Origin of the sequence: Streptomyces sp. NPDC048484, assembly GCF_040651415.1 — a bacterium.
Lineage (GTDB): Bacteria > Actinomycetota > Actinomycetes > Streptomycetales > Streptomycetaceae > Streptomyces.
The window spans coordinates 166,121-190,523 of sequence record NZ_JBEZJY010000010.1; the positions used below are offsets into that span (position 1 = coordinate 166,121).

General features: G+C 71.2%; 20 protein-coding genes, 2 tRNA genes and 1 other RNA gene. 11 read left to right on the forward strand and 12 right to left on the reverse strand.

Going from position 1 to position 24,403, the window contains the following annotated elements; translation table 11 throughout:
* Positions 1 to 101 precede the first annotated feature (101 nt).
* Positions 102 to 284, reverse strand: coding sequence for a hypothetical protein (locus AB0D14_RS12920; protein WP_362777730.1), 183 nt, complete (start codon positions 282 to 284; stop codon positions 102 to 104).
* Between the two features lie 221 nt (positions 285 to 505).
* Here AB0D14_RS12920 and upp point away from each other — a divergent pair, with 221 nt between their 5' ends.
* Positions 506 to 1,141, forward strand: coding sequence for a uracil phosphoribosyltransferase (gene upp / locus AB0D14_RS12925; protein ID WP_362777732.1), 636 nt, complete (start codon positions 506 to 508; stop codon positions 1,139 to 1,141).
* A 182-nt stretch (positions 1,142 to 1,323) separates the two neighbouring features.
* Here upp and AB0D14_RS12930 read toward each other — a convergent pair whose 3' ends face one another.
* From AB0D14_RS12930 to AB0D14_RS12950, 5 genes are all read right to left on the reverse strand, one after another.
* Positions 1,324 to 1,968 carry a LytR C-terminal domain-containing protein gene (locus tag AB0D14_RS12930; protein ID WP_362777734.1) on the reverse strand — a complete coding sequence of 215 codons (645 nt, stop codon included), beginning with the start codon at positions 1,966 to 1,968 and terminating at the stop codon, positions 1,324 to 1,326.
* 255 nt (positions 1,969 to 2,223) lie between these two features.
* On the reverse strand, positions 2,224 to 2,520 hold the full coding sequence (locus AB0D14_RS12935) for a type II toxin-antitoxin system VapB family antitoxin (protein WP_003999914.1): 297 nt from the start codon (positions 2,518 to 2,520) through the stop codon (positions 2,224 to 2,226).
* A gap of 603 nt (positions 2,521 to 3,123) precedes the next feature.
* Entirely contained in the window at positions 3,124 to 3,273 is a 150-nt protein-coding gene (locus tag AB0D14_RS12940; protein WP_362777735.1) for a hypothetical protein, read from the reverse strand.
* Positions 3,274 to 3,329: 56 nt separating this feature from the next.
* A complete protein-coding gene (locus AB0D14_RS12945) occupies positions 3,330 to 3,722 on the reverse strand; it encodes a hypothetical protein (RefSeq protein WP_362777737.1) in 393 nt (130 codons plus the stop codon).
* A 196-nt stretch (positions 3,723 to 3,918) separates the two neighbouring features.
* Positions 3,919 to 4,530, reverse strand: coding sequence for an HhH-GPD-type base excision DNA repair protein (locus AB0D14_RS12950; protein ID WP_362777738.1), 612 nt, complete (start codon positions 4,528 to 4,530; stop codon positions 3,919 to 3,921).
* Between the two features lie 257 nt (positions 4,531 to 4,787).
* Between AB0D14_RS12950 and AB0D14_RS12955 the strand changes: the two genes are divergently transcribed.
* The 4 genes from AB0D14_RS12955 to AB0D14_RS12970 all read left to right on the forward strand — a co-directional run bounded on the left by AB0D14_RS12955 (position 4,788) and on the right by AB0D14_RS12970 (position 8,372).
* On the forward strand, positions 4,788 to 5,267 hold the full coding sequence (locus AB0D14_RS12955; RefSeq protein ID WP_362777866.1) for a cupin domain-containing protein: 480 nt from the start codon (positions 4,788 to 4,790) through the stop codon (positions 5,265 to 5,267).
* Positions 5,264 to 6,055 carry an SDR family oxidoreductase gene (locus tag AB0D14_RS12960; RefSeq protein ID WP_362777741.1) on the forward strand — a complete coding sequence of 264 codons (792 nt, stop codon included), beginning with the start codon at positions 5,264 to 5,266 and terminating at the stop codon, positions 6,053 to 6,055. The genes AB0D14_RS12955 and AB0D14_RS12960 overlap by 4 nt, the downstream gene beginning before the upstream one ends.
* A gap of 50 nt (positions 6,056 to 6,105) precedes the next feature.
* The gene (locus AB0D14_RS12965; RefSeq protein ID WP_362777743.1) at positions 6,106 to 6,270 is read left to right on the forward strand and encodes a hypothetical protein; all 165 of its coding nucleotides are present in this window, start codon (positions 6,106 to 6,108) and stop codon (positions 6,268 to 6,270) included.
* A 116-nt stretch (positions 6,271 to 6,386) separates the two neighbouring features.
* Positions 6,387 to 8,372 (forward strand): copper resistance protein CopC, encoded by a 1,986-nt coding sequence (locus AB0D14_RS12970; protein ID WP_362777745.1) that lies wholly within the window; start codon positions 6,387 to 6,389, stop codon positions 8,370 to 8,372.
* A 34-nt stretch (positions 8,373 to 8,406) separates the two neighbouring features.
* On the opposite strand, the gene AB0D14_RS12975 is transcribed toward AB0D14_RS12970, so the two are convergent.
* The 3 genes from AB0D14_RS12975 to AB0D14_RS12985 all read right to left on the reverse strand — a co-directional run bounded on the left by AB0D14_RS12975 (position 8,407) and on the right by AB0D14_RS12985 (position 12,698).
* On the reverse strand, positions 8,407 to 9,828 hold the full coding sequence (locus tag AB0D14_RS12975) for a DUF234 domain-containing protein (RefSeq protein ID WP_362777747.1): 1,422 nt from the start codon (positions 9,826 to 9,828) through the stop codon (positions 8,407 to 8,409).
* A gap of 64 nt (positions 9,829 to 9,892) precedes the next feature.
* Complete coding sequence (locus AB0D14_RS12980; RefSeq protein WP_362777750.1) at positions 9,893 to 12,328, reverse strand: helicase C-terminal domain-containing protein; 2,436 nt, start codon at positions 12,326 to 12,328, stop codon at positions 9,893 to 9,895.
* 282 nt (positions 12,329 to 12,610) lie between these two features.
* Positions 12,611 to 12,698 (reverse strand) — tRNA-Ser (locus AB0D14_RS12985).
* Between the two features lie 71 nt (positions 12,699 to 12,769).
* Between AB0D14_RS12985 and ffs the strand changes: the two genes are divergently transcribed.
* The 6 genes from ffs (at position 12,770) to AB0D14_RS13015 (ending at position 22,109) form a co-directional block, all read left to right on the forward strand.
* Positions 12,770 to 12,868, forward strand: an RNA gene (ffs, locus tag AB0D14_RS12990) — signal recognition particle sRNA small type.
* Between the two features lie 47 nt (positions 12,869 to 12,915).
* Positions 12,916 to 15,423, forward strand: coding sequence for a DNA polymerase III subunit gamma and tau (locus tag AB0D14_RS12995; protein ID WP_362777753.1), 2,508 nt, complete (start codon positions 12,916 to 12,918; stop codon positions 15,421 to 15,423).
* 165 nt (positions 15,424 to 15,588) lie between these two features.
* Entirely contained in the window at positions 15,589 to 16,857 is a 1,269-nt protein-coding gene (gene purD / locus AB0D14_RS13000) for a phosphoribosylamine--glycine ligase (RefSeq protein WP_362777756.1), read from the forward strand.
* A gap of 382 nt (positions 16,858 to 17,239) precedes the next feature.
* Entirely contained in the window at positions 17,240 to 19,159 is a 1,920-nt protein-coding gene (locus tag AB0D14_RS13005) for a hypothetical protein (RefSeq protein ID WP_362777869.1), read from the forward strand.
* Positions 19,160 to 19,507: 348 nt separating this feature from the next.
* Complete coding sequence (locus tag AB0D14_RS13010) at positions 19,508 to 21,028, forward strand: N,N-dimethylformamidase beta subunit family domain-containing protein (protein ID WP_362777758.1); 1,521 nt, start codon at positions 19,508 to 19,510, stop codon at positions 21,026 to 21,028.
* A gap of 181 nt (positions 21,029 to 21,209) precedes the next feature.
* Positions 21,210 to 22,109, forward strand: a complete 900-nt coding sequence (locus AB0D14_RS13015; protein ID WP_362777761.1) for a phosphoribosylaminoimidazolesuccinocarboxamide synthase — start codon at positions 21,210 to 21,212, stop codon at positions 22,107 to 22,109.
* Between the two features lie 129 nt (positions 22,110 to 22,238).
* Here AB0D14_RS13015 and AB0D14_RS13020 read toward each other — a convergent pair.
* The 3 genes from AB0D14_RS13020 to AB0D14_RS13030 form a co-directional block, all read right to left on the reverse strand.
* A tRNA-Gly gene (locus tag AB0D14_RS13020) sits at positions 22,239 to 22,311 on the reverse strand.
* Positions 22,312 to 22,334: 23 nt separating this feature from the next.
* Complete coding sequence (locus AB0D14_RS13025) at positions 22,335 to 22,955, reverse strand: response regulator transcription factor (protein ID WP_362777764.1); 621 nt, start codon at positions 22,953 to 22,955, stop codon at positions 22,335 to 22,337.
* Positions 22,952 to 24,286: a sensor histidine kinase gene (locus tag AB0D14_RS13030; protein ID WP_362777766.1), complete on the reverse strand. Its 1,335-nt coding sequence runs from the start codon at positions 24,284 to 24,286 to the stop codon at positions 22,952 to 22,954. The genes AB0D14_RS13025 and AB0D14_RS13030 overlap by 4 nt, the downstream gene beginning before the upstream one ends.
* Positions 24,287 to 24,403: the final 117 nt, after the last annotated feature.

Sequence of the window (24,403 nt, forward strand, 5' to 3'; positions counted from 1 at the left end):
CGTAGGTGGCATCTCAAGGGCGGTAGCGAGGGCGGTAACTGTCGGTAACGGCGGACGGACGGCTGCCAACTGCCAGACGACTGCCAACTGCTACCGAACGGCTACCAGCGGAACGTCCGCATGCGCATGGCGCGGCGCAGCCTGGCCGTCTTCGCCCGCCGTGGCTGCACCCTGTCGCGCAGCTCGCGTGCCTCTGTGAGTTCCCGCAGGAACTGGGCCCGGCGCTTGCGGCGCTGGGCGTCGCTCTCCAGGTCTTCCGGGTTTCGTCGTTCCGGGTCCGGCATCGGCAACACCCCCAGTCGGTTTCTCCCACTTTCCCTCCGACGGGCGGTTTGATGCCAGCGGAGGTTTGCGGAGGGCAGCGGCGAAGTGTGCTCGAAACCAGGGCTGGGCGGCTGTAGGGCTGGAGGGCTGGAGGGCCGGAGGAGTTGCGGGGCGGTGAGGGGCGGTGAGGGCCGGTGAACGGCGACGGGCGGGCTGGACAGGCCCGGATACCCTTGACGACATGCGTCTCCACGTCGTCGACCACCCGCTGGTCGCTCATAAGCTCACCACGCTGCGCGACCGCCGCACCGACTCCCCGACCTTCCGTCGGCTCGCCGACGAGCTGGTCACCCTGCTCGCCTACGAGGCCACGCGGGACGTGCGCACGGAGCAGGTCGACATCGAGACTCCGGTGTCCGGCACCACGGGCGTCAAGCTGTCCCACCCGCGGCCCCTCGTCGTACCGATCCTGCGGGCCGGCCTCGGCATGCTCGACGGCATGGTGCGCCTCCTGCCGACCGCCGAGGTGGGCTTCCTGGGCATGATCCGAGACGAGGAGACCCTTCAGGCATCCACGTACGCGACCCGCATGCCGGAGGACCTCTCCGCGCGCCAGGTGTACGTCCTGGACCCGATGCTCGCCACCGGCGGCACGCTCGTCGCGGCGATCCAGGAACTGATCAAGCGCGGCGCCGACGATGTGACGGCCGTGGTCCTCCTTGCTGCCCCCGAGGGCGTCGAGGTCATGGAGCGCGAGCTCGCGGGCGCCCCGGTCACGGTCGTGACCGCGTCGGTCGACGAGCGGCTGAACGAGCACGGCTACATCGTCCCGGGCCTGGGCGACGCGGGAGACCGTATGTATGGCGCGGCTGAATAGGAGACCAGCCGATCAGAGGGCCCGGTTGAACAGACGGACTGGCCAAGTAGACGGACTGGCCGAGTAGCCGGGCCGGGTGGGTCGGCGGACCGGGTAGCCCGGTGGCCTGCATGGTGCGGTGGCCCGCATGGCCCGCGCGGGCTCCCCGTTTCCTGCGGCCAGAAACATGCCCCAGCAGCGCCCTAGCAGCCCTTCTTCGTCGCCGAGGGCGTCGGTGTGGCCCTGGCCAGGTTGGTCAGGACCCTGTCGGCGTCCTTTTCCGGTGCCAGGGTCTTGTAGGCCTTGCCGAGGATCAGGTCGACCTCCGCGGGCTTCGCCCGGGTGTCGGTCTTCGTCTCGGCGCCGGCGAGCTGGGCCGCGAGGACGGGAAGGGCGGCGTCGGTGGCCGCCTTCGCGCCGAGCGCCATGCCGGGCCCTTCGACCTTCTTGTCGTACGTCTTGGTGGCGTTGCCCACCTTGCCGATCTTGAAGCCGCGTTTCTTCAGCGCGTCCGCGGTGTCCTTGGCCAGCCCGGCGCGGGACGTGGCGTTGAGGACGTTCACGGTGATCTGGCCAGGCTTCGGCACGGCGGCCTTGACCGGGCTCTCGGAAGGCGAGGGGGACGTCTTGCAGCCCGCCGCCGAACCGGCCGCCGTTGCCTTGTCGCCGCCGCCCGTGAAGACGTCGATGAGCTGCAGGGTTCCCCAGCCGACGAGGCCGAGCGCGGCGACGGAGGCGACGACCGCGAGCACGATCCGGCGGTGCCCCCGGTTTCTGCGCATCCGTGGGTACTTGTCCCCCGTGATCCGGTACTGGCCGCCCATGCCTGGGGGAGTGAGCATGCTCATGTGCGCAGCGTAGTGCGCCGAGGCCACGATGCCTACTAGATGATCATCGACCGGCGTACGGTCCTACCCAAAAGGGCGAACCCGGGCATGGGTAGACCCTCGAATGCGCCGGCCCGCGCAGGAGTCGGAGGGCTCTCGGTGTGGGTGCGGGCGTCGGCGCCCGGGCAAGCTGGACCGGACTCGGACTCGGGCCCAGGGGGGTGCCGGGTACCGGCGTGCAGGCAGGCAGGCGTGACCCGAGGGGTAGAGAGAAACTCAGTCCAGTTCGAGGACGCGGGCGTGGAGCACCTGGCGCTGCTGGAGCGCGGCGCGGACGGCGCGGTGCAGTCCGTCCTCCAGGTACAGGTCGCCCTGCCATTTCACGACGTGCGCGAAGAGGTCGCCGTAGAACGTGGAGTCCTCGGCGAGCAGAGTTTCCAGATCGAGCTGGCCCTTGGTCGTCACCAGCTGATCGAGGCGGACCGGGCGCGGCGCGACATCCGCCCACTGCCGGGTGCTTTCCCGGCCGTGGTCGGGGTACGGCCGTCCGTTTCCGATGCGCTTGAAGATCACACGGAAAGCCTACCGGCCAAGAGCTTCCGGGCGCAGCCATGGCGGCGGAGTGCGGCCCTGGAAATGCCGTCGTAAATATGGGCAAACCGGTAATTCTCCCGGATCACCCGTTCATGATCAGTTAAGAAACGGGCCCGGGACGGGCTCGGGCGAACCGGGGACAGGGGCCTTGGACTACAGACAGTGAAGCGCCGCCGACGAAGACGCCCGAGGCTATGCGGTGCTCCCCTACTTCCCCTACTTCCCCTCCTTCCTCGCTGGAGGGCTTGGCGGCCTTTCCGCGGCCACAGCCGGGCCCGGTCTCCATTACAGAGGCCGCCCGGCTGATTCGCTCGAAAGGGGACGGCGTCTTCTTAGCTTTCGATATATCCACCCTACGAACGAGCGGCGGCGGACCGGGGGGCATGTTCGGCAGAGTCGGGAGCGGCAGGGCAAGGTCCGAGGGGTCACCGCGTGCGCCCGGCGTGAAGCCTGCTGCGGGGCGTGGTGCGGTGACCGCCCTCGGAATGACCGCCCCCGCTCCCGCCCCGCCGATCGAGCCGGATCGAGCCGGATCGAGCCGGTCGGCTCGGTCGCTCGGTCGGCCCGCTCGGGCCGGTCGATTCAACCGCGTTCGTGATCCCCGGGCGGGGCCTGCTGCTCCGGCGCCGGCTTCGGCGTGCTCGGAAGGGTGGCCCGGGGTGGCTTCGGGGAGTTACGGAGGGCTTCGGCGCGTACCAGGGCGCGCAGGATCGCGTACGGGTCCTTCGGCATGGGGGGTCCTCTCGTGCTGCTGGGGAGGGGGAGCGGTCCGGTCGGAGCCGGTCTCCTCAGCAGCGGAGGACCACGCAGCGCTGGGCGTGCGGAGAGGGGGCGGGGCGGAGCGGGGGGAGGGCGCGGACCCGCAGGCGTCGACGCTCGGGGGTGAGCCGGTGTGCGGGACGCAGGGGTGCGAGGGGGCGGTGGCCCTGGCGGGCAGGGGGGCGGAGAGCGGAATCCAGAATGTCGTACTGGTGTTCGATGCCTGACTCGGTGGAGACGGCGGCAGGCGGAGCCGTTCGAGCCGCTCCGGCGTGTCCGCCCACGGAACCCGCCGCGCACATCGCGCACACCGCGCACAGCATCGCGGCGAGTGCCACGAGCCAGCGCTGCCGACCCCGCTGCCAGGCCCACTGCCGGGCGGGCTGGCGTGGAGTACGCGGGACGAACCGGTCGGGGCTCACGAAAGGTCATGTCCCCGGTCGGGCTGCCCGGCGCATCGGCCGGACCACAAGAACCGCTCGATTGGCGTAGAGCGGGGGTGTCCGGGGCGTCCGGCCCGAGGGATATCCGAGCTGTGCGGGGCGTCCGGGGTGGGTGTCCGGGGCGTCCGGGGTATACGAGGCGGCTCGGTCGCAGGTCGCGTTCCGGCGCGCGGGTTCAGGTGCCGGAGGCCGAGGCCTTCGCCGCTTTCGCCGCCGCCTTCATCTCCTGCTTGTGCGCCCGCACCTTCGTCAGCGACTCCGGCCCCGTGATGTCCGCGACCGAGCGGAAGGACTTGGCCTCACCGTACGAACCCGCGGCCTCGCGCCAGCCCTTCGGGCGTACGCCCAGCTGTTTGCCCAGCAGGGCGAGGAAGATCTGGGCCTTCTGGGCGCCGAATCCGGGCAGCTCCTTCAGCCGGCGCAGGAGCTCCGCGCCCGTTTCCGCGCCGGTCTCCGCGCCCTCCCAGACCTTCGCCGCGTCCCCGTCGTAGTGCTCCACGAGGTACTGGCACAGCTGTTGGATCCGCTTGGCCATCGAACCCGGATAGCGGTGCACGGCCGGTTTCGAAGACAGCAGGGCCGCGAACGCCTCCGGCTCGTACGCCGCGATCTCGTGCGCGTCGAGATCATCCCTGCCGAGCCGTCGCGCGATCGTGTACGGGCCCGCGAACGCCCACTCCATCGGTACCTGCTGGTCGAGCAGCATGCCGACGAGCGCGGCGAGCGGGCTGCGCCCGAGGAGTTCGTCGGCCTCGGGCTGCTGGGACAGGTGAAGGGTGACGTCCATGTTCCGATCATCGCGCGTGCGGATTCAGGCCGCTCGCCAGCACTCCTCGCCAGCACTCTTCGCCGGCACCTCTTGTCAGTACCCCAGCGCGTTGACCCGCTGCTTCGGCAGGACCGGTTCCTTGCCGGAGTGCGCCGTCAGCGGCCGGGTTGGTGAAGCCCGCGCCCAGTCGCTCGCAACCCTGTCGGGCAGCGCGAGGGCGACTGAACCGGATGGATCCCCTGAATGTTTGGCATGGTCGGTGGGTGGTCAATGACATCACTCCCGAAGCCCTTGTCGCTCACTACCGACTGGAACCCATTCCCAAAGAGGGCGGCCTCTTCCGCCGTACCTGGGCGGGCCCCGAACGGCTCGACGGCCGGCCCGAGGGGTCCGCGATCGTGGCTCTCCTGACTTCGCGGCCCGGCGACTTCTCCGCCCTGCATCGCCTCCCGGCCGACGAGACCTGGCACTTCTATCTGGGGGACCCCCTGGAGTTGTTGCTCCTCTCCCCCGACGGCACGTCCCGTACGGTCCTGCTCGGCCCGGACGTCCTCGGTGGCCAGCACGTTCAGTTCACCGTGCCCGCGCGTACCTGGATGGGCGCGCGCGTCGCCCCGGACGGAGCCTGGTCGTTCTTCGGGTGCACGATGGCGCCCGGCTTCACCTACGAGGGGTACGAGCACGGGGACGGGGCCGAACTAGCCGCCCACCACCCGGCGGAGGCAGCGCGGATCGCCGCGCTGAGTCGGCCGTGACCGGCGAGTTCGGTCCGCGCAACGGGCTGCTCGACGGTCAGGTGGCGCTGGTCACCGGTGCCGGGGGCGGTATCGGGCGGGGGATCGCGCTGAGGTTCGCGGCGGCGGGGGCAGCCGTGGCCGTCCACTTCCGTACGAACACTGAGGCGGCGGGTGAAGTCGTCGCTCTCATCGCGGACTCGGGCGGACGCGCGGTGGCTCTGCGGGCCGACCTGACCGTGGAGGCCGAGTGCCGCCGGGTGGTGCGCGAGGCCGCGGACTGGGGAGACGGGGTGTTGACAGCGCTGGTCAACAACGCGGGCGTACAACCGGTCCAGGAGCTGCCCGGCATGACGGTGGCGGAGTGGCGGGCCGTGGTCGACGCCAACGTGTCGAGCGTCTTCGCGTGCACCCAGGCCGCCGCCGAGCTGAGGAGCGAACCCGGTGGGCGTCTGCGCAGCATCACCCACATCGCCTCCATCGAGGCCATGCACCCCGCCCCTCACCACGCGCACTACGCCGCGTCGAAGGCGGCCGTCGTGATGCACGCGCGCTCGGCGGCCCTGGAGTACGGTCCCCACGGAATCCGCGTGAACACCGTCTCTCCGGGGCTGATCGACCGCGAAGGGCTCACGCAGGCGTGGCCGGAGGGCGTACGCCGCTGGCAACAGGCGGTTCCCACCGGGAGGCTGGGGCGCCCGGAGGACGTGGCCGACGCCTGTGTGTTCCTCGCCTCGCCGATGGCCTCCTGGATCACCGGGCACGACCTGGTCGTGGACGGAGGGGTCTCGGCGCGGCCGACATGGTGACGGCGGGACGCGACGGGACGCGACGGGACGCGACGGAGCGGAGCGGGACGGTGAGCCGGGCGGAGGCGGGCCGTGTTGAACAACGTGCCGCGTACATCCGTACTCCCTCAGACGAGAAGCAGAACGAGTACGACAAGCACGACAAGCGCGACGAGCAGGGCAGGCGCGACGAGTACGACGAGTACGAGAAGCAGGGAGAGGCGACGTGGGCCTAGTGCGCCGTACACACCAGGTGCTTCGGGTACTACAGGCGCTTCGGGTGCCACGGACGCTTTGGGTAGTGCGGGTAGTGGGGGTACTACGTGTACTACGGGTACTGAACGTGCCTCGGGTGTCGGCGCCACGCCGGGCTGCGGTCCTCGTCGCCCTGCTGGGCACGCTGTTCCTGCTGGGCGGCGCGACCTCCGTGTCGGCCCACTCGGCCGTGCGGGACACCGACCCCCGTGAGGGGGCCGTGCTCCAGTCCGCGCCGCGAGAGGTCACCATGACCTTCACCGAGTCGGTCGGCATCACCGACGATTCGCTGCGCGTCCTCAGTCCTGAGAACCGCCGGGTGAACGCGGGCGACACGGAGCACGTCCGGGGCCGCTCCGACACGGTCCGCGTACGGCTCAGCGACGATCTTCCCGAGGGTACGTTCACGGTCGCCTGGCGGGTGGTCTCGGCGGACAGCCACCCCATCGCCGGTGCCTTCACCTTCTCCATCGGAGAGCCCTCCGAGACAGCGGCCCCCATCTCCGCCGAGCCGGCCGTGGATCCCGCCTCGGGCGCTCTCTACGACATCGCCCGCTACGCCGCGTACGCCGCCGTCGCCCTGCTCATCGGCGTGGCCGTCTTCGTCCTCGCCTGCCGCCCGCCCAGCACCCAACCGTTGCGCGGCCTCGTACGCGCCGGCTGGTGGACCCTCCTCGTCACCACGGTCGCCCTCGTCTTCCTGCGTGGCCCGTACGAAGGCGGCACCGGCCCGTCGACCCTCCTCGACCCGGCCCTGGTCGAGAACACGCTGACGAGCAGGCCCGGTTGGGCGCTGCTCGCCCGGTTGGCGCTGCTGGCGGGGGCGGCGGTCTTCCTCGTACGGACGGAGGCCGGACTGCGGTGGTCTCCGGATCCGAAGCCGGCAGTTCTCGTGGTCGGCGGGTTCCTGGCCGTCGCCCTGGCGGGCACCTGGGCCGTCGCCGAGCACGCGTCCGCGGGCATCCAGGTCCCCATGGCGATGACCTCCTCCGTACTGCATCTGCTGGCGATGGCGGTCTGGCTGGGTGGTCTCGGCGCCCTGCTCACCACGCTCCACCGGTCGGAGGTCCCGCTCTCAGCCGCCTCCGTGAACCGCTTCTCGCGTCTCGCTTTCACCTCGGTCACGGTCCTGGTGCTGACCGGCGTCTACCAGTCCTGGCGGGGGCTCGGTTCGTGGGACGCGGTGTTCGGCACCTTGTACGGCCGGATCCTGGTCACGAAGGTGTGCGCGGTGGTGCTGTTGCTGGCCGCGGCGGGGTTCTCACGCCGCTGGACGGCCCGGCTGACGGACGTGGCACAGCCGTCGAAGGTGCTCGTGCTGGAGATGGCCGGGGTGTCGGCGGCCGACGGGGTCTCGACACCGACCACCTCCGAGCGCGGGCTGGAACCCGGCGGCGCGGATGCGACGCCCGCCGCACTACCCGAACCCGACTCCACGTCCGGTTCAACGTACGGTGCAACGTCCAGTTCGCCCCCTGGTGCAACGACCGTTTCGCTGTCGGAGCCGTCGTCGGAGCCGTCGTCGGAGCTGCCGGCGGAGCCACGGTCGGAGATTTCGGGACCGGCATCCGAGGCAGAGGCCGGCGCTCGACACCGGTCCCTGCGCCGTTCGGTCCTCGCCGAAGTCGTCGTGGGCGTGGTGGTGCTGGTCATCACGACGGTGCTGACAGGCACGCAGCCCGGCCGCGCCGAACTCGAGACGGCGGCAGCCGGGTCCACCGCGACCGCCGCGGGCGGTCCGACCGCGTCCACGATCTTGATCCCCTTCGACGTCGGTACTCCGGGCAACCGCGGCAAGATCCAGATCATCCTGGAGCCGGGCCGCGTCGGCGAGAACACGGTCGAGGCGGTCGTCATCGGCCCCGACGGAGGCATCGCCACCGTTCCCGAGATCCGGCTCTCCTTCACGCTCCGGTCCCAGAAGATCGGCCCCATCAACGCCGGGCTCACCGACCAGGGCGGCTACTGGGGGACCCGGTCCCTCAACCTGCCCCTCGCCGGTACCTGGACGATGAAGGTCACGATCCGCACGTCGGACATCGACCAGGTGTCGGAGACCCGACAGGTGAAGATCGCCCGCTGACCTGACCTGACCTGACCTGACTGACCTGACCTGCTCACACCCTGCGCCAGGAACTGAGCAGTTCCTCGGGGCCGTAGGCGGCCTGAAGCCCGGAGCAGCTGATCTCGTTGCGGGAGACCGCCACGAGCGGAACCGGCTCGTCGGTGATCGCCGCCCGGTGCTTCTGCAGTGCGGCCAGGTCGCGGCTGTCGAAGGCGGAGTTCTCCAGCCACTTGACCGAGCCGAGGAAGAGCAACTGCTTGGCCACGGGCTGCCGGTCCGCACCCACCAAGTCGATTTCGATGTCGTTGCTGCGGGTCCAGTACCCACCGATGGCGGGGGTGGCGGGCAGGAACTCGTCCGGCAGGAGGCGGGCGAGGGATTCTCGGACCAGGGGCTCGATCGCGCGGCCCCGCCAGCTCGTCCACTGCTCCTTGATGCGGCTCAGCGTGAGATCTCCGCGCATCCGCTCGATCTCCGCCATGTGCGGATCCAGAAACGCGAGCCAGAATCGCAGGTAGGGGTCGGCCACCCGGTAGCGGCGTTCCTTCGACGGCCGTAGGGAGAGGGGCAGTTCGGCTGCTACCACCCGTTTCTCGGTCAGGACGTCCGTGGCTCGGGTGAGAGTGGTGTGCGCGATGCCGCCGGCGGCGCGCGCGATGTTGGTGAAGGTTCGCTCCCCGCTTCCGATGGCCCGCAGGACTTCCCTGCTCATCGCCTGCGGTGGAAACTCCGCGGCCAGTGAACGCTCGGCGGACACCAGCAGCGCCGAGATCGGGTTGTCCAGCGAGTCGCCGAGGAACTCCCAGATATCCGCTCCGGGCCGCCACTGCGCGCAGACCAGCGGGAGACCACCCGTGATCAGGGCAGCGTCGAACGCGGCCGCCGGCGACAGGCCGAGCATTTCGCCGATGTCGGCCGGGTTCAGCGGCCCCACGACCATTTCCCGGCCCCGCTGATGGAAGGGCCGGTCGTAGCTGTTCAGCGCCTCCATCATCGACAGGTCGGATCCGACCAGGAGGAGGAGTACCGGCTTGCGGCTGAGCAGGCGGTCCCACGCCCTCTGCAGCATGCCTTCGAAGGCGTCGATACGGTCCATGAGATACGGAACCTCATCGATGACGACGACGCTGGGGGTGTCGTCGGGCAGGATCTCCGCAAGCAGTCTGAATGCGGCATTCCACTGCTGCGGGGACTCGTCCGAGAACAGTTCCCGCTCCGGGAGGGTGGACCTGGCGACGGCGTCGAGCAACTCCGTCAACTCGTCGTCCGCCGTGCCGCCCGCCGCGGTGAAGAAGAGGCATGGCGTCTCGGTGCGCCGGAGGAACTCCTCGACGAGGCTGGACTTGCCGACCCGCCGCCGTCCGCGCATGAGGAGGCACTGGCCTGGTTTCGCCGACCCGACGGCATCACGAACCGCCTGCAAGGCGTTGTCGAGCACGTTCAGCTCGTGGTCCCGCCCGATGAAGCGACGCACTGTAAGACTCCCGTAGACGATAGTCTCTATGGAGATACTATCTCTACCGATACCATCTTCTTTTTCACTTGGGCAGGACGCTCACGACGCTGTGGATGCGGGAGAGGGTGAAAACGCGCTCGGCGTCCCGCAGGTGGCACCAGGCTTCGAGGTAGGGCGGGTCGAGCATGAGGCGGCTGAGGGTGCGCACGGTCCGGCTGCCCGAGGTGGCGACGTACTCGACGGTGATGGCCTGACCAGCATCGATGGCATGTGCGAGCTGGCGGACGTCGTTGTACGGCAGGCGCTTCGCCCACCCTGCGACGATCTCCTCGGTGTCCGTGGCGAAGGGCACTCCTCCGTCGAACGGCGCGGGTTCGGGAGTCGTGGGCGGGGCGGCCAGCAGCTGGGTCGCCAAGGTGTTCGGGTCCACGGCGGCGGGTGCCTTCGCGCGCGTGGCAGCGATTCGGCCGCTGTCCCGCGCGCTGGTGCCGCGTGGAGTCGGAACGGGAGCGGCGGCCCGCTGAGGCCGGGCCTTCTCGATGCGTACCGCGCCCTCGGCTGTCTCGGCGACAGGGGCGTATCCCTCGGCCCGGAGCGCGGCGAGGGTCGTGTCGACCGGGCTGCGGCTGATGAGCACCGTCGGCGCCAGCTGCCGCAGTCCGAGCTTGGCAAGCCTGCGGTGGGCGGCGAGCTCGGCCAGGAGCGCGGGCTCGCCGCCGTGGAGGACGCAGGCGGCGGGAGCGATGCGCACGCGCCCGTGGCCGCGTGCGGTGTCGGCGATCAGATACGACAGCGGCTGGGGCAGGGGCCCGGCGGCGACAGCGGCCAGGTCGGCTGTGATGTCGTCGGGGGTACGGCCGGCGTCCAGGGCCCGGCGGATGCTGCCGACGCTGAACCGCCACACTGATGCCGTGCCGCTGGTCTCCCGTTCGGCGACGGAGTCCAGGAGCGCGGCCAGTCGTGCGGACGGTGTGCCGGTGACGACGGCGGTCAAGTCGGCGCCGATCCGGGCCGCTTCGGTGGCCGACGGCAGCAGCCGTCGGCACACGGCACTCAGTCCCTGCAGGTCGTCGGTCCACAGGTGGGTGCCGAGGGGGGAGAGGGTGCCGCGAGCGAGTACGCCGAGCAGTTCGGCCTCACGGATCACGGCGGCGAACGGCGCTCCGTCCTGGGGCAACGAGTCGGCGAGCGGGCGGTGCCAGGCGATCAGAGGCCCCAGATCCGAGCTGATCCTTGCAGCCTGCCCTGCCGGGAGCTGTGTGGCTGCGGCCAACAGCCCGTGGCGGGCTTGCACGCAGCCGTTGCAAGGTGGTGCTCCGGCGAGAGCGGGAAGCGCCTTGTTGTCCTCGTCGCGCGCCTGGGTGGGGGTGAGCGGCAGGTTCCGCCATGCCCGGAGTAGTACGGCGAACTGCTCCGGGGGTTCCTGTTCCGCCCAGGCGTCGTACGCCTCGGTGGGCGCCATGCGATCGCCGTCCGGGCCCAGGAGCCCGGCGGCGTACGCGGTCTCCAAGGTGATGCGTACGACGGCGTCGTCGGCGTGGGCGGCCTTGCCGATCCGGGCCAGTTCGCGTGCGCCGATCCCGCCGGACTTCAGCCGGGCAGGCGCGGTTGCGGAGCAGACCGACAGGACCGAGACGGCATGGGCTACGAAGGCCGTGGTCGCGGCTGACGCCTCGCGCTCCACCTCCGCCGGGGTGACGGACACCAGCTGTGCGAAAGGCGGGACGGGTTCGAACGGCGCGTGCCAGCCGGGCCCACGCAGCACGAGCGCCACCTCGGCGGGCATGCGGGCGGGGCCGTAGCGGTGACGGTCCTGGATCAGGAGTCCCCGTTCCAGTGCCCATCGGGTGGCCGGTTCGAGGCCGGGGCCGGGATGCCCGAACATGATGAGCTGCGGGGGCTCTCCCGGCGCAGCCGCCGCTCGGCGTTCGAGCAGCTTCCGGGCCGCTGAAGGTGCCTTGGTGATCACTGAGGCGATCTGCTCCGGGTCGCTGTGGTGTTCCACCAGTGCGGCCACTCGCTGCGGCTTGGTGCCCGGTGGCTTGACGCCCAGTGCCGCCAGCATGCCGCGCAGCTCGTCGGAGGTCGTGCCCGCGAGTAGTTCCTCCAGCGGAGCATCCAGCCCCAGGGGTGCGTCCCATGCCTGCCGCAGCGGTCCGGCCATGCGGAGCTGCCCCGCGCCGTCCGGCCAGACCAGGGCGTGATCGGCCAGCACCTCCAGCACGGCGTCCAGTTCGCGAGTGGTCGCGTCGTCCACGGCTCCCAGTAGCTCCGCAAGGGCATCGCGCGATGCGGGCGCCCCCAGTGCCGCCAGCGCCTCGGCCACCTGGAGGTGCGACAGCGCGAGCCGCGGCAGGACCAGTGCCACCGATCCCGGGCGCTGAAGACGGTCTGCCAACTCCCCCACCGAGCGCGGCTCCGGAGGGGACACGGCGTCCTTCCGCGTCCCGAGCACGCGTGCCAGACGAGAGCCGTCGAGGCCGCCCAGCCATGTCGCCAGCGTTGATCGGGACTTCATGCGGGGTGCACCTCAGCAGACCAGGGAGCTTCGTAGCGGGGCCGGAGCCCCGGGACCTGGTTCAAGGATGCCGTACCCCGTGATCCGAGGTGCCGCATGAGAACAGGTTCCCCCTGGCGGGTGCTGGCGGCCTGCGGGCCGCCTCAGTTGTGGCGCGAGAGGCCCAACCGTTCGGCGAAATGCCCGAAATCGATATTATAAACGCGACCAAAACTGCAACCACGCACGAAGAAGGGCCCCACCTTGCGGTGGGGCCCTTCGACATCGTGCCCGGTGAGGCACTGGCGGAGGATAGGGGATTCGAACCCCTGAGGAGTTGCCCCCAACACGCTTTCCAAGCGTGCGCCCTAGGCCACTAGGCGAATCCTCCGCGGCAAACAATACAAGACGTTGAGGAGTGCTCGCGAACTCGTTCCCCCCGCTCGGATCGGGTACTGTGAGCGCAGCCCCTCACGTGGCGCTATCTGACTGAACTCCCCCAGGGCCGGAAGGCAGCAAGGGTAGGTTGGCTCTGGCGGGTGCGTGGGGGGCGCTTGCGTTTGCCGGGGCGGTGCTCGTTGTCAGTGGCCGCCTATAACCTCGTACGTGTGTCGTCCCTTGCGCTGTACCGCCGCTACCGCCCGGAGTCGTTCGCCGAGGTCATCGGGCAGGAACATGTCACCGACCCGTTGCAGCAGGCGCTGCGGAACAACCGGGTCAATCACGCGTACCTGTTCAGCGGGCCGCGCGGCTGTGGGAAGACGACCAGCGCGCGGATCCTCGCACGCTGTCTGAACTGCGAGCAGGGGCCGACGCCCACACCCTGCGGGGAGTGCCAGTCCTGCCAGGACCTGGCGAGGAACGGTCCCGGGTCCATCGACGTCATCGAGATCGACGCGGCCTCCCACGGTGGTGTGGACGATGCCCGTGACCTGCGAGAGAAGGCGTTCTTCGGGCCCGCGAGCAGCCGGTACAAGATCTACATCATCGACGAGGCCCACATGGTCACCTCGGCGGGCTTCAACGCGCTGTTGAAGGTCGTCGAGGAGCCGCCGGAGCATCTCAAGTTCATCTTCGCCACCACCGAGCCCGAGAAGGTCATCGGGACGATCCGGTCGAGGACGCATCACTATCCGTTCCGGTTGGTTCCGCCCGGGACCCTGCGGGAATACCTCGGCGAGGTCTGCGGGCGCGAGAACGTGCCCATCGAGGACGGGGTGCTTCCGCTCGTCGTGCGGGCCGGTGCCGGGTCCGTGCGTGACTCCATGTCCGTCATGGACCAGCTCCTCGCGGGGGCCCGCGACGACGGTGTGACGTATGCCATGGCCACCTCGCTCCTCGGGTATACGGACGGATCACTGCTCGACTCCGTGGTCGAGGCCTTCGCCGCGGGCGACGGTGCCGCGGCCTTCGAGGTCGTCGACCGGATCATCGAGGGCGGCAACGACCCCCGGCGTTTCGTCGCCGATCTGCTGGAGCGGCTGCGGGACCTCGTGATCCTGGCCGCCGTACCCGACGCCGGTGAGAAGGGGCTCATCGACGCTCCCGTCGACGTGGTGGAGCGGATGACGGCCCAGGCCGGGGTGTTCGGCGCTGCCGAGCTGAGCCGCGCCGCCGACCTCGTCAACGCCGGGCTGACGGAGATGAGAGGGACGACCTCACCCCGCCTCCAGATTGAGCTGATCTGCGCGCGTGTGCTGCTGCCCACGGCGTACGGGGACGAGCGGTCCCTCATGGCGCGGCTCGACCGGCTCGAGCGCGGGGTGAACTTCACGGGGGCTGGCGCGGGGGCGGGTGCCGGCGGCCCGGCTGTGGGGTATGTGCCCGGGCCCGATGTGCATGCGGGGCCGGGGGCGGGGATACAGGGCGGTGGCCCGGTCGGCGGTCCCGTCGACGGTCCGGCTCCCTCCGTTCCGCCGGGGGGCGGGGCCGCCGCGGCTCGCGCCGCGGTGCGGGGTGGCGGAGGGTCGCCAGGCACCGCAGCAGGGGCGCCGGGCGTATCTGGTGGTCCCGGGGGGCCCGGCGGGCCCGGTGCTTCCGGTGGCGATACGGGGTCTGGGTCGGCCCAGGCCCAAGCCCCGGCGGCAGCCGTGCACACGCCTCCTCCCGCTCCCGTCGCGCACACTCCCGCCCCAGCGGCGGACGCTTCCGCTCCGCCCCCCGCCGCGGAACAGCCGCCCGCCCAGGCCCCAGCGGCCGGTAACGCGCCCGGTGCCTGGCCCACCGCCACGGCTGCGGGCAGCGGCCGGCGGCCCGGCGGCTGGCCGACCACCGCACCCGCGGGCGCCGGACGAGCCTCGTCCGGAAAGACTGGAAACTCCGAGGAGTCCGGGGCGTCCTCGGCAGCCGCCCCGGGCGGTTCGGGCGGTTCGGGCGCGGGTCAGTCGCCCGCGTCGTACACCCAGGCCCCTGCCTCTTCCCCCGGCCCCCAGGGCGCCGCGGCGCCCGCCGGTCTCTCCGCTCCTCCGAGCGGTGGGCCCGATCCCCGCATGCTCTGGCCGAACATCCTGGAGGCGGTGAAGAACCGGCGCCGCTTCACCTGGATCCTGCTCAGTCAGAACGCCCAGGTCACCGGCTTCGACGGCACGACCCTCCAACTCGGCTTCGTCAACGTCGGCGCGCGGGACAACTTCGCGAGCAGCGGCAGCGAGGAAGTGCTGCGGCAGGCGCTGTCCGAGCTGTTCAACGTGCAGTGGAAGATCGAGGCGGTCATCGATCCGTCCGGGGGGTCGGCACCGCCGCCCGCGCCCGGAGCCGGGTACGGCGGCGGTGGTGGTGGCGGAAGTTACGCATCGGGTGCATCGGGTGCATCGGGTGCATCGGGGGATGCGGCGAGTCAGGGCGCGCCTCGGCCCGCTCCGCAGCCGGCGGCTCCGGCTGCCAGGCCTGCCGCCTCGGGATCCCGGCCCCAGCCGACGTCCGGAGGCGGCTCCCCGTCCGCGTCGGCACACCACTCCACGTCCCACCCCTCCGCTCCGGAGCCGCCCCCCATCTCCCCGGAGGACGACGTTCCGGCGGACGACGATCGCGACCTCGACGAGTCGGCGCTTTCGGGGCACGAGCTGATCGTGCGTGAGCTGGGAGCGACGGTGGTGGAAGAGTTCTCGAACGAGTAGGGGCCCCGCCGTGGGCAGCGTTCTCGCGGCGTTCTCCCCGTCGCGACGCCCGGCACGCTCCCCCGCCCTCGAATGGTCGGCACACCGAGAGCACGCCCCGCACGCCGCCCCGCACGCCGCTCCGTAGCGGGCAGACGTTGTCTGCCGTGGCACTAGGCTGACCCCGTGAAGGTCCTAGTAATCGGCAGCGGTGCCCGCGAACATGCCCTGTGCCGCTCCCTCTCCCTCGACCCCGACGTCACCGCGCTGCACTGTGCCCCAGGCAACGCGGGCATCGCCGAAGTGGCCGAGCTGCACCAGGTCGACGCCCTCCACGGCAAGGCCGTGGCAGCGCTGGCCAAGGACCTCGGCGCCGGGCTGGTGATCGTCGGCCCGGAGGCGCCCCTCGTGGCCGGGGTCGCCGATGCCGTACGCGAGGAGGGCATTCCGGTGTTCGGCCCCTCGGAGGAGGCGGCCCAGCTGGAGGGTTCCAAGGCCTTCGCCAAGGACGTCATGGCGAGCGCGGGCGTACCCACCGCCCGCTCGTACGTCTGCACCACCCCCGCCGAGGTCGACGAGGCGCTCGATGCTTTCGGTACCCCGTACGTCGTGAAGGACGACGGCCTCGCGGCAGGCAAGGGCGTCGTGGTGACCGGCGACCTCACCGCGGCGGCGGCCCACGCCAACGCCTGCGACCGTGTGGTCATCGAGGAGTTCCTCGACGGCCCCGAAGTCTCCCTCTTCGCGATCACCGACGGCGTGACGGTCGTCCCGCTGCAGCCGGCCCAGGACTTCAAGCGCGCCCTCGACGGCGACGAAGGTCCGAACACCGGCGGCATGGGCGCGTACTCACCGCTCCCGTGGGCCGATCCGAAGCTGGTCGAGGAGGTCAGGCAGACCGTCCTGCAGCCGACCGTCGACGAGATGCGCCGCCGCGGCACCCCGTTCTCCGGGCTGCTCTACGCCGGTCTCGCGATCACCTCGCGCGGGGTCCGGGTCATCGAGTTCAACGCCCGTTTCGGCGACCCCGAGACCCAGGTCGTCCTCGCCCGCCTGAAGACCCCGCTCTCCGGCATTCTCCTCGCGGCGGCCAACGGCACCCTCGCCGACCTGGAGCCGCTGCGCTGGAGCGACGACGCGGCCGTCACCGTGGTCATCGCCTCGCACAACTACCCCGGCACCCCCCGTACCGGCGACCCCATCGAGGGCCTCGACGAGGTGGCCGCACAGGACGCCCCGCACGCGTACGTACTGCACGCCGGTACGAAGCGTGACGGCGACGCGGTCGTCAGCGCGGGCGGCCGGGTGCTCTCGGTCACCGCGAGCGGCACGGATCTCACCCAGGCCCGCACCCGCGCCTACGCGGCGGTCAACCGGATCCGTCTCGACGGCTCCCAGTACCGTACGGACATCGCGGCGAAGGTGGCGGAAGCCGCAGGAGACGCCGGGAAGTAACCCTCGGCTGCGGGCTGCGGGCTGCGGGCTGCGGGCTGCGCCGACCTGCGCCGCCACTCATGTCCCCCAGGACACGGCACCACTCACAGCACCACACACGGCACCTTCGGGCCCCGGATCCGACGCAGGATCCTGGGCCCGTTCGTCAGCCACCTCTAGCCAAAGCCATTCCATCGAGTGACCGATCCCCCATCTGGCTGACGACGGCCGGGGCCCCAACTAGGGTGCGGCGGAAGCGTTCCGGCACTTGGCCCACCGGCATTGCGATGTCAGTCGTGGGTGCCACAGTGGGGGAGTGAGTATCGCCATGGACGTCTGTCGGCGGTGGCTGGGTATGCACGCGCCGGGCGGGCAGTAGGGGGTGACACCGATCGTGTCCGGTATGGGAGTGGAGCTGGGTGCGCACGCCGCGCGCTCACGGGCTCTCGCCGTGCTGCGCATCCGCAGCAGGGCGCTGGCCGTCGCCCTGCTGCCCGCGGCCGTCGCCGTCGTTCTGCTCGTCGGTGGGGCAACCGGGCACATCGACGGCCGGGGCTGGGGCACGGTGCGCTCGATCGTGACGGGTCTGGCCGTGCTCGTGCTGCTCTCCGCGGCAGGCATCGCGTTGCTCGTCGTCCGTTCCCGGCCCGCCGTCAGTCCCACGGTCCCGGTTGCCGAGGAATCGGCGCCGGACCTGTACCGCATGGTGCGGGATCTGGCCGACCGCCTTGAGGTGCCCGCGCCCTCCGCGATAGCGCTCACCCCCGACTGCGACAGCTGGCTTGAGGACCGCACCCATCCGGCCCACGGACCGCCCCGTCCGGAGTCGGGGGACGAGATGGAGGGCGGCCGGGGGCTGCCGTCGGCACATCGGCGTACGCCTGCCGCGCCCGTCCTCGTCATCGGCTCGCCCTTCCTGTGGTGGATGCGGGTCGGCGAGCTGCGCGCCGTCCTCGCACCGGTCGTCGCGGGTACGGGGCCGTCGGCGCAGCCGGACATAGCCGCGGCCCGTCGCTTCGTACGAGGTCTCGACGCGGCCGTGGCGGTGACGTCGGCGCCAGGGCGCGGACCCCTGACCCGCCTGGTGCTCGGCGGGGCCGGCTGGGCGACGAGGATTCTGCTGCGCAGCTGCCGCGGGCACGCGGCCGAGATGGAGCGGGGCGTGGCGGCCGCGGCGGCGGAGCGTGCACAGGCTGTGGACTACGGCCTGCGGATCGTCGCCCAGGAGCAGGTGGGCCTGGCGTACGCGGGCTGGGACCGGCTGCTGACGAGGGTCGCGCTGCCCGCCTGGCGCATGGGGCGGTGGCCGTCCCGGCTCGACGCCGGCGTCGTGGCGGCGCTCACCGAACTCTCACGGCGCGACCGGCTGGCCGAGGGCTTCGCTTCCCGGCTGGGCGAGCGCCCCGCCTGCGATCTCCTGGAGGAGCCTGGCGCGATCGACGAGGCGACGTCCCTGCTGGCCGCGCGCCTCTTCCACGGCGGGCCCGCCGAGACCGGCCCCGACTGGGCCCCCATCGGCTGGGCCGAGTATCCGGACGAGGTCGTCGACCGAAAGTGGCGTACGGACGCGGCGCGGCTGCACCGGGTGCTGGACGCGCTGGGTGTGAGCCGCGCTTCGGAGCCGGGGGTCTCGGAGCCTGGGGCCTCGGATCCGGAGGGACCGACCCTGGACCGGGTGATGGCTCACCTGACCTCGGAGGCACCCCCGCTCGCGGAGAGCGGGCCGAGGGCCGCCGAGGCCGCGGAGGCCGGCCGGGCGGCGTACGGGGAGCACGGTGGCCCGGGAAGCGAGGAAGCCGGTGGGTCCGAAAGCGGCGCGGACGGTGGCGCGGAGAGTGCCGCGGACGGTGGGCCGGAGAGTGACGAGGACGGTGGTCCTGCGACCGAGCGGAGTGCGGAGCTCGCGGCGGGTCTGAGCGCGGAGGTGGCACGCGAGGAGGCCGCTGCGGCCGCCGAGCCGACAGCGCCGTCCGCAGCCTCGGCCTCCGCGGCCGCCGTGGCCTCCGCCGGGCAGGGCGGCCCCGACCTGGCGCTGTGGGACGACGGAGCGCTGCCGCTCTTCCCTCTGCAACCGCCGCGGACGGGGCGGGAGTTGCTGGGCGACCATGTCACGGCGATGGTCTGCTGCGCGGCGATGGACACGGCCGGAGCGATGCCGGGGCTCGACTGGCTGGACGGCCCGTCGCTCCTGGTCAACGGCGAGCGATCCGTCGACCTGGGCCCCCGGGTGCTCAGTCTCATCGAGGACGGCGACCCCGCACCTCTCCGAGCCTGGCTCCTGGACCTGGGCGTACGCCCCGAGAAACCGGTCCGGCTGGTCTGAAAATGGATTCTCTCCCCGCCCGGGCCTCTCCCCGCCCCGAGCCTCTGTCGGCCCACGCGCCCTGGCGGCCGCCCGCACCCACCGCCACGCACCGCCGGACCCTCAGCTCCGGTCCCATCTCCCGTCCCGTCCCGTCGCCCGCCCCGTCGTCTGGTCCATCTCCCGCCCCGCCGAAGGCAATTCGCGACGAACGGTGACGGAGTGCATGCGTAATGTGATGTGCTGAGGTCGGCTCATCGCGCGGCAGGGGCCACGCGGCAGGGGGCACGTGGCCAGGACCACGTGGCTAGGACTCAGAACACGCGACGCCTGCCGGGGCCGACGGAGGCACGAGGGAGGGAATGGCGCATGGGGTCGGAGCAGATCCGCCGGTGGGAGTCGGGAGCACTGGCGCACGCCGTCACGGACCCTTTCGGACAGGGCCCCGTCCCCTGGCTGCGCGGCAGTGAGTACTACTTCGACGACACGGGCCATGTCGTCCCCTGGTACGTCGATCATGCCCCGCCGCCCGGTGTGACCTCCACCGGCGACCGCTACCGAAGCGCCGGCCCGAGAATCCCCGCCCCGCGCACGACCACCGGCGGCCCCCGCTCGGCCGACGACGTCCACCGGCAGATCAAGGGCTTCGCCTCCGTCGGCGCGGTCGCCCCCGGTGAAGCTGTCGACTTCCACATCACCGTGGACCCGCCCCAGCAGTTCAGCGTCGACATCTACCGCATCGGCCACTACGGAGGCGACGGCGCCAGCAAGATCACCACCAGCCCGCGCCTCTCCGGGATCGTCCAGCCGGCCCCGCTCACCGCGGAGCGCACGGTCTCCTGCCACCACTGGTGGCTCTCGTGGCGGCTGCAGATCCCGTCCTACTGGAGCATCGGCGCGTACGTCGCCGTCCTCACCACCGATGACGGACACCGCTCCCACATCCCGTTCACGGTCCGCGACGACCACCCCGCCGACCTGCTGCTCCTTCTGCCGGACATCACCTGGCAGGCGTACAACCTCTACCCGGAGGACGGCCGCACGGGTGCGAGCCTCTACCACGCGTGGGACGAGAACGGCCGGCTGCTGGGCGAGGCCGACGCCGCGACGACGGTCTCCTTCGACCGCCCGTACGCGGGCGCGGGCCTGCCCCTGCACGTGGGCCACGCCTACGACTTCATCCGCTGGGCCGAGCGCTACGGCTACGACCTCGCGTACGCCGACGCCCGTGACCTGCACGCCGGCCGCGTCGACCCCACGCGCTACCGCGGCCTGGTCTTCCCGGGACACGACGAATACTGGTCCACGGCCATGCGCCGGGCCGTCGACGTCGCCCGCGAGCAGGGCACCTCGCTCGTGTTCCTCTCCGCCAACACCATGTACTGGCACGTGGAGCTGGCGTCTTCCCCGTCCGGTGTCCCCGACCGGCTGCTCACCTGCCGAAAACGCCGCGGGCCCGGAAGACCCGCTCTGTGGCGCGAGGTCGACCGCCCGGAGCAGGAAGTCCTCGGAATCCAGTACGCGGGCCGGGTCCCCGAGGCCCACCCGTTGGTCGTCCGCAACGCCGACCACTGGCTGTGGGAGGCGACCGGAGCACACGAGGGCGACGAGCTGGAGGGCATGGTCGCGGGTGAGGCCGACCGCTACTTCCCCCGCATCGCGCTCCCCGAGCACCAGGGCCGCATTCTTCTCTCCCACTCCCCTTACCGGGACACGGAGGGAGCGATCCGCCACCAGGAGACGTCCCTGTACCGCGCGCACTCCGGTGCCCTCGTCTTCGCCGCCGGTACCTTCGCCTGGTCCCCGGCCCTGGACCGCCCGGGCCACACCGATGCCCGTGTCCAGCGCGCCACAGCCAACCTCCTGGACCGCATCTGCAAACGTGACTGAAAGCGCGACCGGAAGCGCGACCGGAAGCGCGACCGAAGAATACGGCTGAAGAACGCGACTGAAGCGCGACTGAAGAACGCGACTGAGGTCACCCGCACAGTCTCCACACCGGCCCCTGGCCGAGCACGGATCTCCCGTACGGGAGAATCGAGCCATTCAGTCAGAACCACGGGGAGGAACCGTGTCCGGATTCGTCGAAAAGCCCGAGCCTCTTGAGGTCCCGGGTCTGGTGCACCTGCACACCGGCAAGGTGCGCGACCTGTACCAGAACGAGGCGGGCGACCTCGTGATGGTCGCCAGCGACCGCATCTCCGCGTACGACTGGGTGCTGCCCACGGAGATCCCCGACAAGGGCCGCGTCCTGACGCAGCTCTCGCTCTGGTGGTTCGACAAGATCGCCGATCTGCTGCCGAACCACGTCCTCGGCACCGAACCGCCGCCCGGCGCCCCCGCCGAGTGGCAGGGACGCACCCTGATCTGCAAATCCCTGCGGATGGCCCCGGTGGAGTGTGTCGCCCGCGGGTATCTCACGGGTTCGGGTCTCGCCGAGTACAACGAGACCCGTACCGTCTGCGGCCTCGCCCTTCCCGAGGGCCTGAGCGACGGCTCGGAACTGCCCGGCCCGATCTTCACCCCGGCCACCAAGGCCGCCGTCGGGGAGCACGACGAGAACGTCGCGTACGAGGAGGTCGCCCGCCAGGTCGGCGCGGACACCGCGGCCCAGCTTCGGCAGGCGACGCTCGCCGTCTACAGCCGCGGCCGTGACATCGCGCGCGACCGGGGGATCATCCTCGCGGACACGAAGTTCGAGTTCGGCTTCGACGGCGAGACACTGGTCGTCGCCGACGAGGTGCTGACTCCGGACTCGTCCCGCTTCTGGCCCGCCGAGACGTGGGAGCCGGGCCACCCGCAGCCCTCGTTCGACAAGCAGTACGTACGCGACTGGCTGACCTCCGCCGAGTCCGGCTGGGACCGGAAGAGCGAGCAGCCGCCGCCCGCCCTGCCCCAGCAGATCGTGGAGGCGACCGGCGCCAAGTACATCGAGGCGTACGAGCGTCTGACGGGCACGACCTGGACCTGAGCGCCCGCAACACGCACAGCGCCCGCAACATGCACAGTGCCGGCAACATGCACAGAGCCCGCAACACTCACAGCGGGTGCAGCCACCACGAAGAAACCCCCGGTCGATGACCGGGGGTTTCTTTCTCTGAGCGGACGACCAGGTTCGAACTGGCGACCTCAACCTTGGCAAGGTTGCGCTCTACCAACTGAGCTACGTCCGCGCTGCGCCGTGGCGCGAGAGCAACTATACCCAACCTCGCTCCCGCGCGAGACGCACCGCCGAGTGGCGGTTCTCGGCCCCGAGCTTGGACACGGCCGACGACAGATAGTTCCGTACCGTGCCCTGGGACAGCGCGGCCCGTTCCGCGATCTCCACGACGGGCGCACCGTCGGCGGCCAGCTCCAGCACCTCGGCCTCGCGCGCGGTCAGCGGCGAGTCACCGGCGGAGATCGCGTCGGCGGCCAACTCCGGGTCGACATAACGGTTTCCGGCATGCACGGTACGGATGATCTCCGCGAGCTGTTGTGCGCTGACGGTCTTCGGCACAAACCCGCGCACACCCGCCGCCAGTGCCCGCTTGAGATGTCCGGGGCGCCCATGGCTTGTCACGATCAGTACCCGGCAGGCAGGCAGTTCGGTCCGCAGCGATGTGGCCACCCTCACACCGTCGGCCCCGGGCATCTGAAGATCCAGCACGGCCACATCGGGTTCGTGCGCCCGGGCCATCGCCAGCGCCTCGGGCCCGCCGGCCGCCTCCGCCACCACGCGCAGGTCCTCCTCAAGTCCCAGCAGCGCGGCGAGTGCCCCCCGGATGAGGTGCTCGTCGTCGGCGAGCAGCAGCCGGATGGGTCGTACGGGCGTCATGAGGTGACCTCTTCATTCACTGAGCGCGGAACGGTGGACGGAGAGGACGGTGAAGTGGACGACGGGGACGACGAGGACGGAGGCAGTGGCACCTCGGCCACGACCCGGAACAGGTCGCCGTCGACGGGTCCCGCCTCCAGCGTTCCGGCCACCGCGGCCAGCCGTTCCCGCAGCCCGGCGAGGCCGGATCCGCCGACGAGTTCGCGACCCCGTTCGTGCTCGCGCGGGGAGGCATCGGAGGAGGTGGTCTCCGCGGCCGGCTTCACCCCGTCGTTCTCGACCGTGAGGACCACATGGTCGCCGGCCGGTTCCAGCGACACGCGGCACCGCCGGGCGTCCCCGTGCCGCAGCACGTTGGTGGCGGCCTCCCGTACGACCCAGCCCAGCGCCGACTGGACCGCCGGGGGCAGCCCTGTCGCGGAGCCGGTCACCGTGCAGTCGACCCCGGCCGCGGTCAGGACACCCTGTGCGCCGGAGAGTTCGACGCCGAGGTCGGCCTCGCGGTAGCCGCGTACGACCTCGCGGACCTCCCGCTGCGACTCGTGGGCGATCCGCTGCACCTCGATCATCTGCTCGACGGCCTCGGGGCGCTCGCGGCGCGCGAGTTGCACGGCGAGCTCGCTCTTCAGGGCGATCACCGCGAGGTTTCGGCCCATCACGTCGTGCAGGTCGCGTCCGAAGCGCAGCCGCTCCTCGGCGACGGCGAGGCGGGTACGGGTTTCGCGGGCCGCGTCGAGCTCGTACACGGCGTCGAGCAGCCAGGCGGAGAAGACGGAGGTGAAGGCGAGGACGCCGGCGCCGAGCAGTACCGCGAACGCCGCGATCAGCGCGTCGGGCCCGGGGAAGCCCAGGGAAAACGCCACGACTCCCGTCCCTGCGACGAAACCGGCCACGATTCCCAGCACGCGGCGCCGGTCGCGCACCCCGAGTGCGATCATGCCCGCACCGAAGGCCAGCACGCCCACGAAGAACGAACTCGCTGCCGCGTCGGCGTCCTCGCCGCCGGGTCCGTGTTGCACGAGGGCGATCCCGGCGGTCGCGAGCAGCCCGGAGATCACGCCGAGTGCGACGAGCAGGCGTACGGGCTGATCTCGCCTGCCGCGCGTCCAGTCGAGCGCCCGGGACGCGGTCACCCCGCACAGCAGGGCGTGTCCGCACAGCAGCACGAACGGCAGGACGCCGAACCTGGCCGCCGCATGCTGGAACATCAGAGGGCCGAGCGCGGTGAGTTCCACCACCACGAAGAAGTGGAAGGACCAGCGGGTGTACGTCTCGATCTTCGCCGGCGTGCTTTTCCGGCGCCACCAGACACTCGGCCTCGGCTTGCGCATTCCCGGACTCCTCATTCGCATCGCCGACCGTTCCCGCGCCCGTTCTCTGTCTCTGCTTCCGTCTCTGCGCCGGTCACAGCTCCAGCTCCAGCCCCAGCTCCAGCCCTAGCTCCAGCC